This window comes from Nitratireductor sp. J20-h4 (assembly GCF_056780505.1).
This window is the reverse complement of the sequence record NZ_CM165557.1, coordinates 3,840,149-3,849,087: the sequence shown is the minus strand read 5'-3', so window position 1 is coordinate 3,849,087 and position 8,939 is coordinate 3,840,149. Positions and strand designations below refer to the sequence as shown.

Here is an 8,939-nt window from a genome sequence, read left to right as displayed (position 1 = left end):
GGCGCCGTGTGCTTTCGGCTATGATGCTCCGGGATTGGCGGTCTGCCGCCGGAATCGATGGAGAATGCCATGCACCGTACGTCAAAAGCCGTCTGGAAAGGCACACTGACGGAAGGCCAGGGAACGCTTGAGACGCAAAGTGGCGCGCTTGCCGACCTGCCCTATTCGTTCAAGGGGCGGTTCCAGGACGAAAGCGGCCAGTCAGGTACCAATCCCGAAGAACTGATAGCGGCGGCGCATGCCGGCTGCTTCGCCATGCAGTTGTCTCACCTGCTGGCTGAAAACGGCACGCCGGCCGAGGCGCTGGATGTCTCGGCGCGGGTTGAATTCGGCCCCGCGGCCGGCGGCGGTTTCGCCATCACGGCCAGCGTGCTGACTCTTGCCGGCAAGGTTGCCGGCATCGACGCGGCCACGTTCAAAGACCTGGCGGACAAGGCGAAGGCGTCCTGTCCGGTTTCCGGCGCGCTCTCGGCGATCGAGATCCGGCTCGAGGCGCGGCTTGCGTGACGTCGGCGCTTGGCGGCTTGCCCGAACGATTGTGACCGGTTTCGGCGGTTGCCGCGCAAGGTCGGGTCGCCGAAGGCAGGTAGTTCGAAAGCAAAAGTCGCCCCAAACGGCCTATAGTTTGCCAAAGGCTGCTCACCGCCCGTCATCAGGGGCTTGTTGCGGCCTCGAAGCGGAGGAGACGTCATGCTGCATGCGGCAGAACCGCGTACCGTCAAGGTGCCGGGCGGCAAATCGAGCCTGAAACTCAGCGACATCACCGAGGAGGCGAGCCGGCTCGCTGATTTTGCCGATCACGAGCAGGTCTGGCTGGGGCGCGACGAGGCGCGCGGACTGACTGCGATCGTTGCTGTGCACGACACCACGCTCGGCCCCGCTCTCGGCGGAACGCGCGTTTGGCCACACAAGACGTTCGAGGCCGCGCTGACCGACGCGCTCAGACTGTCGCACGGCATGACGCTGAAGGCGGCGGTCGCGGGACTGGCATTGGGCGGCGGCAAGGCGGTGATCGTGGCCGATGCCAAGTCGGACAAGACGCCCGAGCTTCTGGACGCCTATGCCGAGATGCTGGCCGCGCTCGAAGGCCAGTACATCACCGCCGAGGATGTCGGCCTATCGCTGGCGGATGCCGATTATCTGCGGGCGCGCACGCCGAACGTGACCGGAACGACGCGCGGCGGCAGCGGCAATCCCTCGCCGGTCACCGCGCAGGGCGTATTCCTGGGCATCAAGGCGGCGCTGAAACACAAGACCGGCTCGGAAAAGCTCGACGGCGTACGTGTCGCGGTGCAGGGGCTGGGCGCGGTCGGCTGGTCGCTGGCCAAACGGCTTAGAAACGAGGGGGCGCGGCTTTCCGTGACCGATATCGACCCTGCCCGGGCCGAAAAGGCGGTTACGCATCTTGATGCGGTCGCGCTGGAAGGCGATGCGATCGTGACGGCCGGTGTCGACGTCTTCGCGCCTTGCGCTCTGGGCGCGGTGCTGTCCGAAACGACGATTCCGCTCCTGAAGGCCGGCATCGTCGCCGGCTCGGCCAACAACCAGCTTGCCACCCCGCAGGATGCAGAAAGACTGCGCGCGCGGGGCATCCTCTACGCGCCGGACTACGTCATCAATGCGGGCGGGCTGATCAACGTTGCCGAGGAACTGACGCCGCCGGGCTACGACGCGGAGGCGGCGATGAAACGGGTGAGGGTGATCCCGCGTACGCTCGGCGCGATATTCCAGCGCGCGGAGGCGGAGGGCCGCACGACCGACGCCGTCGCCGAAGCGATCGCGCTCGAACATATCGAGAGCGCGCGGGCGAAAAAGGCCCGGCGGGCGAAAGCGGCGCGCTAGAGCCGGTTGCTTTTCACGGGACCGCAGACCGGCTCTAACGTGTTGTCTTAACGCGTTTTTGAACGGCGAACCGGCTTCCACTTCGCCTGGAAACGCTCTCTAGCAGCGCACGGCGATGGCGCAGCGGCGTTTATCGCGCGTGCGTACGGTCTGGGGACGGGGTTGTGCGCCGCTCCCGGTGCAGAACACGGTGTCCGCCTGGCCGATGGGCGTGCCGACCGTGACCGGAACGGCGAATTTCCGCTTCGTCATGACATAGATCGAGCCGTTTTGCTCGTAATGCACGACGGCCTGCGCGCAGCTCATTTCCTCGGCGAGCTGCTGGGTATGGGCCAGAGACGCGGCCGACAGCAACGCACCCGCCGCCAAGAATGTCACGGCAATCTTGTTGGACACGGTCAGGGCTTCTCCTCGCCACGAATGGGGAACATACGGCTCAGGATGAACCGCGCTAATGTGCCGGAATGCCGCGATGGGCGGCCTCGCCCCACAATTCCTCGATCCGGTCGTCGCGACCGCATGCGTAGCGATAATACTTATAACGCAACGGGTTCTTGCGGTAGTAGTCCTGATGGTAGGCTTCCGCTTCCCAGAACGCGCCGGCCGGTTCCACCGGGGTAACGATTGGCTTGCCGAGTTCGGCCTCGGCGTCGGCTTTCGCCGTTTCCGCGACCAACTGCTGTTCGCTGTCGAGCGCGTAGATCGCGGTCGTGTAGGCATGGCCGCGGTCGCAGAACTGGCCGCCCGCGTCGGTCGGGTCGACGGAGCGGAAGAAGATGTCGACCAGTGTGCGATAGTCGACCTTCGAAGGATCGAATTCGATCCGGACCACTTCGCGATGGCCGGTATGGTTACCATAGGTCGGATTTTCCAGTTCGCCGCCGGAATAGCCCGAGACCGTCGCGGTCACGCCCGGTACGCGATCGAAATCCAATTCGACGCACCAGAAACAGCCGCCGGCAAAGATCGCGGTCCGGGTTTCCTGCGCGGCCAGCGGCGTCGAAGCCGACGCGGCGAAAAGGGCGAGGGCGGTGAGGAAGCGAAACATGGCGATCTCCGTGGAACGAACCCTGCTCAAGCTAGGGGGCGACCGTTTTGGAGCAACTCACGGCGCAACACGACTGCGTGAGACGGTCGCCGGCCCTACGGCGCGCGGCCGGCGGCGAGGGCGGCAAGGTCCGCGCGCAGCGCCGCCACCTCCTCCTCAAGAGCCGCGACGCGGTTTTCCAGCGCGCTCGGCGTCGGTGCCGGCAGCGGCTGGGCGCGCGAGGTATGGGCGGTCGCCGCCACCGGCCCGGACAGAAGATGCATGTAGCGATCCTCGCGCTGGCCGGGGCCGCGCTCGACGAGCTGAACCAGGGCCGGCCGGCGGCCGATCAAAAGATCGAGATCGGCGAGCAGGTCGTCGAGCGCGGCGTAGTTCGCCATGCGCTCGCAGCGGGTCAGGAGCTCGCGCGCGGTCTGCGGGCCGCGCAGCATCATCAGCGCAATCAGCGCGGTCTGGCCCTGGGTCAGCGAAAAGCGCTGCGCCATCAGGTGCTCGTAGCGCTCGACGCGCGAGGCGAAGGCCTGGCGCACCAGGCCCTTGTCCTGCAACTGGGCAAGAGCGCGACGGACCTCGACGGTTTCCGGCGTCATGACCGGATCGCGCGCCGTCTTCTGGTTGGCCGCGCCGTGCACGCCGTTGAGGCTCATCGGGTAGACGTCCGGCGTCAGCGTTTTCTTTTCGGCCAGACAGCCAAGAACGCGCGTCTCGAGCGGATTGAGAAGGGGGAGGTCGTTGCTGTCCAAGGCGTCCAATCCGGTAGGGTATCGACGAGGTGTTGTAGTTCCAACGCGTGTCGCGTCTTTCGATGCCGCTCAATATGCTTGAGGCTGTCGCGCGCAGTCATGGCCCACACGCGACAAAGGGCCCCGATTTCGTCCGTCAGGTTCTGCCTCCTGGCGGCGTTTGGATGAAACGCCGTCAAGATCGCGAGTTTCGTCCTAGACCCGCCGTTCCACCATCATTTTCTTGATCTCGGCGATCGCCTTGGCCGGGTTGAGGCCCTTCGGACAGGCTTGGGTACAGTTCATGATCGTGTGGCAGCGATAGAGGCGGAACGGGTCTTCCAGATTGTCGAGCCGCTCGCCGCTCGCCTCGTCGCGGCTGTCGATCAGCCAGCGATAGGCCTGCAGCAGCACTGCCGGGCCGAGATAGCGGTCGCCGTTCCACCAATAGGACGGGCACGAGGTCTGGCAGCAGAAGCACAGGATGCATTCGTAGAGCCCGTCGAGCTTCTGCCGGTCCTCGTGGCTCTGGCGCCATTCCTTGGCGGGCTCGGGCGAGACCGTCTTGAGCCAGGGCTCGATCGAGGAGAGCTGGGCGTAGGGCACGGTCAGGTCGGGCACCAGATCCTTGACCACCGGCATGTGCGGCAGCGGGTAGACCTTCACCCCGCCGTCGATCTCGTCCATGCCCTTGGTGCAGGCAAGCGTGTTGGTGCCGTCGATATTCATGGCGCAGGAGCCGCAGATGCCCTCGCGGCAGGAGCGGCGCAGCGTCAGCGTCGGGTCGACCCGGTTCTTGATCCACAACAGCGCGTCGAGCACCATCGGCCCGCAATCGTCCATGTCGACGTAATAGGTGTCGACGCGGGGATTGTCGTCGTCGTCCGGCGACCAGCGATAGATGCGGAATTCGCGGATGTTGGTCGCGCCGTCCGGTTTCGGCCAGGTCTTGCCTTCGTTGATCTTCGAGTTCTTGGGAAGAGCGAGTTCAACCATCGTCTCGGCATTCCTTTCGCGTGGCGCGCATCGGAGCCGGGCGGCCGCGGGCCCGGCCTCTCCCGGCAACGTCCATCGTCAATATACCCGCGCCTTGGGCGCGATCTTTTTCAGCGCGATGCCGCCGTCCTTTTCCTCAAGCAGCGGCTCGGTGTGGACCGGGCGATAGGAGAGCGTCACCTTGCCCTTGTCGTTCAGCCGGGCGAGCGTGTGCTGGCGCCAGTTCTTGTCGTCGCGCTCGGAAAAATCCTCGCGGGCATGCGCGCCGCGGCTTTCCTTGCGCGCCTCGGCGCCGTGGACGGTGGTGATGGCGCAGGCCATCAGGTTTTGCAGCTCCAGCGTTTCGACCAGATCGGAATTCCAGATCATCGAGCGGTCGAACACCTTGATGTCGGAAAGCTCGCCCCAGATCGCCGAAATACGCTTGCAGCCCTGTTCCAGCGATTCCTGGGTGCGGAACACCGCCGCGTCCTCCTGCATGGCGCGCTGCATCTTGTCGCGCAGGGCGGCGGTCGGGCTGCCGCCGTCGGCGTGGCGGGTGCGGTCGAAGCGGTCCATGATCTTGTCGACCGCCTTTTCGTTGATCGCCGGGATAGCGGCCGCCCGGTCGATTACCTGGCCGGCGCGGATCGCGGCGGCGCGGCCGAATACGACGAGGTCGATCAGCGAATTGGAACCGAGCCGGTTTGCCCCGTGCACGGAGGCGCAGCCGGCCTCGCCCACCGCCATCAGGCCGGGCGTGACGCGGTCGGGATCGTCCTTGGTCGGGTTCAGCACCTCGCCCCAATAATTGGTGGGGATGCCGCCCATATTATAGTGCACGGTCGGCAGCACCGGGATCGGCTCGCGGGTGACGTCGACGCCGGCGAAGATCTTGGCCGACTCGGAAATGCCGGGCAGGCGCTCGGCGAGCACGGCCGGGTCGAGATGGTCGAGATGCAGGAAAATGTGATCCTTGTCCTTGCCGACGCCGCGACCTTCGCGGATTTCCATCGTCATGCAGCGCGAAACCACGTCGCGGGAGGCCAGATCCTTGGCCGAAGGTGCGTAGCGCTCCATGAAACGCTCACCCTCGGAATTGACCAGGTAACCGCCCTCGCCGCGCGCGCCCTCGGTGATCAGGCAGCCGGCGCCGTAAATGCCGGTCGGGTGAAACTGCACGAACTCCATGTCCTGCAGCGGCAGGCCGGCGCGCGCGATCATGCCGTTGCCGTCGCCGGTGCAGGTATGCGCCGAGGTCGCCGACAGATAGGCGCGGCCGTAACCGCCGGTGGCCAGCACCACCATCTTGGCGGCGAAGCGGTGGATGGTGCCGTCGTCGAGATTCCAGGCGACGACCCCGGTGCAGGCGCCGCCGTCGTCCATGATCAGGTCGAGGGCGAAATATTCGATGAAGAACTGAGCGTTGTTCCTGACCGACTGGCCGTAGAGCGTGTGCAGGATGGCGTGGCCGGTGCGGTCGGCGGCCGCGCAGGTGCGCTGCACGGGCGGGCCTTCGCCGAAATTCTGCATGTGGCCGCCGAACGGACGCTGATAGATCTTGCCTTCCTCGGTGCGCGAGAACGGTACGCCGTAATGCTCGAGCTCGTAGACGGCGGCCGGCGCCTCGCGGGCGAGATACTCCATGGCGTCGACATCGCCGAGCCAGTCGGATCCCTTGACCGTGTCGTAAAGATGCCACTGCCAGTTGTCGGGACCCATGTTCTGCAGCGAGGCGGCAATGCCGCCCTGCGCCGCCACGGTGTGGGAGCGGGTCGGAAACACCTTGGTGATGCAGGCGGTCTTGAGACCCTGCTCGGCCATGCCGAGTGTCGCCCGCAGGCCGGCGCCGCCGGCGCCCACCACCACCACGTCGAATTTGTGATCGACGAACTCGTAGGCTTTGCCGCCCGCCTTGCTTGCCTCAGCCATCGGCGCCATTACCCTCCGAACGCGATCTTCAACAGCGCGAACACGCAGGCCGCGCCTATCGTGAACACGAAAAACATATTGAGCACGACAAGGGCGATCTTGACGCCCTCGTCATGGATGTAGTCCTCGATGATCTCCTTCATGCCGATGCGCATGTGCACGAAACCGGAAACCAGCACGAGGATCAGGACAAGCGTCACGAAGGGGTTGCCCAGCGTGGCGCGGACCTCGTCGTAGCCGGCGCCGTTGAGCGCGATCAGGAGACCGACGAAAAACAAGAGCAGCGGAATGTTGGCGATCGCCGTCAGACGCTGGCGCCAAAAAGTGTCGGTGCCGTCCTTGGCCGAACCGAGGCCGCGGACCTTGCCGAGGGGGGTGCGCATGTCGCTCATCGTCAGCCTCCGCGTGCCATGTAGCCGGCAATCCAGACCAGGACGGTCAGCGTCACCGAACCGGCGATCGTCGCCCATGCCAGTTTCGTCGCGGTCTCCTTGCCCATCGCCGTGCCGGTGTCCCAGACCAGATGGCGCAGACCGCCCAGCATGTGGTGCAGCAGCGCCCAGGTGTAGCCGAACAGAACCAGCCGTCCGAACCAGGAGCCGTAGAGCCCATTGACGAACTCGAAATAGCTCTCCGACGTGGCCGCTGCGATCAGCCACCAGGCGACCAGCAACGTGCCGACATAAAGTGCCGCGCCGGTGATGCGGTGCACGATCGACATCAGCATGGTCGGGATCAGGCGATAGACCTGAAGATGCGGCGAAAGCGGTCTTTGTCTCATGCCAGGTCGGGTGGCTGTGGAATTGCTCATGGCTCCCCCAGATAGAAGGCTCCGGATGCGGCGCGACGACTGCCGGCGCCCGCCCGGTTGCCCGTTTCTAATGGTCTTTTTGCACCGCGTCAAAGCCGGAAAAAGATGCCGCACCGGGCATTTAGAGCGGCGGTGCGGCGCCGTCCAGCGATGACCCAGCTTCAATCGATTAAAGCAGCACGGGGCGCCGGGATATACGGTTGGCCGTCAGCGGCGGCAGGTGTTGGGCGCCGCTCCCGACTTCATCAGCAGTGCCTCGTTGTGGTCCAGAAGCAGCGCATAGGGCGGTGCGCCGTAGCGGATGCGCGAATCGGCCGGGGAGGCCGGCAGTGTGATCGGCGCGTTGTCGCCAAGGGTCAGGAGGACGCTGGCGCCGCGGTTTTCGACCGTCATGCGGGCGCCGTCGTCGCAGTGATAGGTGGTTTTGCCACGCGGCGCCGAGACGCCGCCGGGCGTGGCGCCCGGTCCGTCGGCCACGCACGCCGCGAGGAAGAGGACCGGCAACAGGATCAGGCGGTTTTTCAGGGGAATTCCTCGCAGTTTGCGGACGGGCCGCGCGAAAACTACAAATTTTGTCCGCGCGGGATCAAGCGGATCCGGGCGCTATTTGCCGTCGAACCGGATGACGTAGCTCGACCAGTCGGCGGGGCCGGCGATCTGCTCATAGAGCTTCTTGCCGTCCTCTGGCTGGCGCGGGGCGCTCAGCATCAGCTTGGTCCAGCCGCGTTCCTCGGCGCGGTCGGCGAGCACGTCGACCATCGCCTTGGCGATGCCCTTCGACCGGTGTTGGTGATGGACATAGATATGGTCGCAGGCCCCGCAGCGCATGCCGGAGACCGGCTCGGGCAAGTCGGCGAAGATCGCGAAGCCGACCAGCTGGCCGTCGATGCGGGCGCCCAACACTTCGGCGGTGCGGTCCTGTAACAGCGCCTCGGCATAATATTGATCGGGGCGGCGCGGCGCGCCGCGTTTGAGCGCCTGGGCATAAGCGGCAAGCAGCGGCGCCAGATCGGGGGCGTCCTTGAGACGAAGCAGGGCGATGTCGATTGCGGGCTGATCGGTCATTTGTTCTCCATCGGGGATATTAACCATGTCTGTCAATTGCCGCGTGCGGATTTCCCGTCCCAGGTGACAGAGGTTAAGAAACGGTTAATGTTGAGGATGAGGAGGCTTCGACCTCGAGAAAGGACGCACCATGCGCCTGAACTGGAAATCCTGGACGGGAGCGTTTGCAGCGACCGCGTTCGCCGTTCCGCTGCTCGTATCTACCCTGGCGCCTGCTGCGGCCGGCGGTCTCTACGACCGGGTTTACGCAGACAGCTTCGGTAATCTCGTGATCCGCAGCCCTTCAGGCTACAAACGCATCGTCGTCGGCCAGGGCCATCTGGCCAAGGAGCTGGGCGAGTACAGCCGCGCCGGCGCGGGTCCTGACATCGTCTATTACGACGAGGCTGACCGGGTGCGGCGCGACTGCCGGCGCCACGGCGTGCTGCTCAAGGGCCGCGGCTACATGTACGGCCTGCCCGACAACACCGTGCCGGTGCTGGTCGGGCCCTGCCGCTGAGCGATTCGTCCGAATCGAGCCCGGCGGCCCTGATTTGGTCACGTT

12 protein-coding genes are annotated in these 8,939 nt (G+C 65.4%); 3 read left to right on the top strand and 9 right to left on the bottom strand.

The window, feature by feature from the left end:
* The first annotated feature begins 69 nt into the window (after positions 1-69).
* Both ACT2B0_RS18505 and ACT2B0_RS18500 read left to right on the top strand, forming a co-directional pair.
* Positions 70-507, top strand: a complete 438-nt coding sequence (locus ACT2B0_RS18505; RefSeq protein WP_473459801.1) for an OsmC family protein — start codon at positions 70-72, stop codon at positions 505-507.
* A 183-nt stretch (positions 508-690) separates the two neighbouring features.
* Positions 691-1,842: a Glu/Leu/Phe/Val family dehydrogenase gene (locus ACT2B0_RS18500; protein WP_473459800.1), complete on the top strand. Its 1,152-nt coding sequence runs from the start codon at positions 691-693 to the stop codon at positions 1,840-1,842.
* Positions 1,843-1,941: 99 nt separating this feature from the next.
* On the opposite strand, the gene ACT2B0_RS18495 is transcribed toward ACT2B0_RS18500, so the two are convergent.
* The 9 genes from ACT2B0_RS18495 to ACT2B0_RS18455 form a co-directional block, all read right to left on the bottom strand.
* The gene (locus ACT2B0_RS18495; protein ID WP_473459799.1) at positions 1,942-2,238 is read right to left on the bottom strand and encodes a hypothetical protein; all 297 of its coding nucleotides are present in this window, start codon (positions 2,236-2,238) and stop codon (positions 1,942-1,944) included.
* Between the two features lie 55 nt (positions 2,239-2,293).
* On the bottom strand, positions 2,294-2,890 hold the full coding sequence (gene msrA / locus ACT2B0_RS18490) for a peptide-methionine (S)-S-oxide reductase MsrA (RefSeq protein WP_481658421.1): 597 nt from the start codon (positions 2,888-2,890) through the stop codon (positions 2,294-2,296).
* A 95-nt stretch (positions 2,891-2,985) separates the two neighbouring features.
* Positions 2,986-3,633 (bottom strand): YceH family protein, encoded by a 648-nt coding sequence (locus ACT2B0_RS18485; RefSeq protein WP_473459797.1) that lies wholly within the window; start codon positions 3,631-3,633, stop codon positions 2,986-2,988.
* Positions 3,634-3,828: 195 nt separating this feature from the next.
* Positions 3,829-4,608 carry a succinate dehydrogenase iron-sulfur subunit gene (locus ACT2B0_RS18480; RefSeq protein ID WP_473459796.1) on the bottom strand — a complete coding sequence of 260 codons (780 nt, stop codon included), beginning with the start codon at positions 4,606-4,608 and terminating at the stop codon, positions 3,829-3,831.
* Between the two features lie 78 nt (positions 4,609-4,686).
* Positions 4,687-6,519, bottom strand: a complete 1,833-nt coding sequence (sdhA, locus tag ACT2B0_RS18475; protein ID WP_473459795.1) for a succinate dehydrogenase flavoprotein subunit — start codon at positions 6,517-6,519, stop codon at positions 4,687-4,689.
* 8 nt (positions 6,520-6,527) lie between these two features.
* Positions 6,528-6,911, bottom strand: a complete 384-nt coding sequence (sdhD, locus tag ACT2B0_RS18470) for a succinate dehydrogenase, hydrophobic membrane anchor protein (RefSeq protein WP_473459794.1) — start codon at positions 6,909-6,911, stop codon at positions 6,528-6,530.
* A gap of 2 nt (positions 6,912-6,913) precedes the next feature.
* Positions 6,914-7,330, bottom strand: a complete 417-nt coding sequence (gene sdhC / locus ACT2B0_RS18465) for a succinate dehydrogenase, cytochrome b556 subunit (RefSeq protein WP_473459793.1) — start codon at positions 7,328-7,330, stop codon at positions 6,914-6,916.
* A 207-nt stretch (positions 7,331-7,537) separates the two neighbouring features.
* Positions 7,538-7,807, bottom strand: a complete 270-nt coding sequence (locus tag ACT2B0_RS18460; protein WP_473459792.1) for an MliC family protein — start codon at positions 7,805-7,807, stop codon at positions 7,538-7,540.
* 126 nt (positions 7,808-7,933) lie between these two features.
* Positions 7,934-8,395 carry a GNAT family N-acetyltransferase gene (locus tag ACT2B0_RS18455; RefSeq protein ID WP_473459791.1) on the bottom strand — a complete coding sequence of 154 codons (462 nt, stop codon included), beginning with the start codon at positions 8,393-8,395 and terminating at the stop codon, positions 7,934-7,936.
* A gap of 130 nt (positions 8,396-8,525) precedes the next feature.
* Here ACT2B0_RS18455 and ACT2B0_RS18450 point away from each other — a divergent pair, with 130 nt between their 5' ends.
* On the top strand, positions 8,526-8,894 hold the full coding sequence (locus ACT2B0_RS18450) for a hypothetical protein (RefSeq protein ID WP_473459790.1): 369 nt from the start codon (positions 8,526-8,528) through the stop codon (positions 8,892-8,894).
* The last annotated feature ends 45 nt before the right edge of the window (positions 8,895-8,939 follow it).

Bases quoted from the DNA above. Each gene is read 5' to 3' on its own strand.
- sdhD (WP_473459794.1), bottom strand. From the start codon at position 6,911: ATGAGCGACATGCGCACCCCCCTCGGCAAGGTCCGCGGCCTCGGTTCG.
- sdhA (WP_473459795.1), bottom strand. From the start codon at position 6,519: ATGGCTGAGGCAAGCAAGGCGGGCGGCAAAGCCTACGAGTTCGTCGAT.
- ACT2B0_RS18450 (WP_473459790.1), top strand. From the start codon at position 8,526: ATGCGCCTGAACTGGAAATCCTGGACGGGAGCGTTTGCAGCGACCGCG.
- ACT2B0_RS18480 (WP_473459796.1), bottom strand. From the start codon at position 4,608: ATGGTTGAACTCGCTCTTCCCAAGAACTCGAAGATCAACGAAGGCAAG.
- msrA (WP_481658421.1), bottom strand. From the start codon at position 2,890: ATGTTTCGCTTCCTCACCGCCCTCGCCCTTTTCGCCGCGTCGGCTTCG.
- ACT2B0_RS18500 (WP_473459800.1), top strand. From the start codon at position 691: ATGCTGCATGCGGCAGAACCGCGTACCGTCAAGGTGCCGGGCGGCAAA.
- ACT2B0_RS18505 (WP_473459801.1), top strand. From the start codon at position 70: ATGCACCGTACGTCAAAAGCCGTCTGGAAAGGCACACTGACGGAAGGC.
- sdhC (WP_473459793.1), bottom strand. From the start codon at position 7,330: ATGAGCAATTCCACAGCCACCCGACCTGGCATGAGACAAAGACCGCTT.
- ACT2B0_RS18455 (WP_473459791.1), bottom strand. From the start codon at position 8,395: ATGACCGATCAGCCCGCAATCGACATCGCCCTGCTTCGTCTCAAGGAC.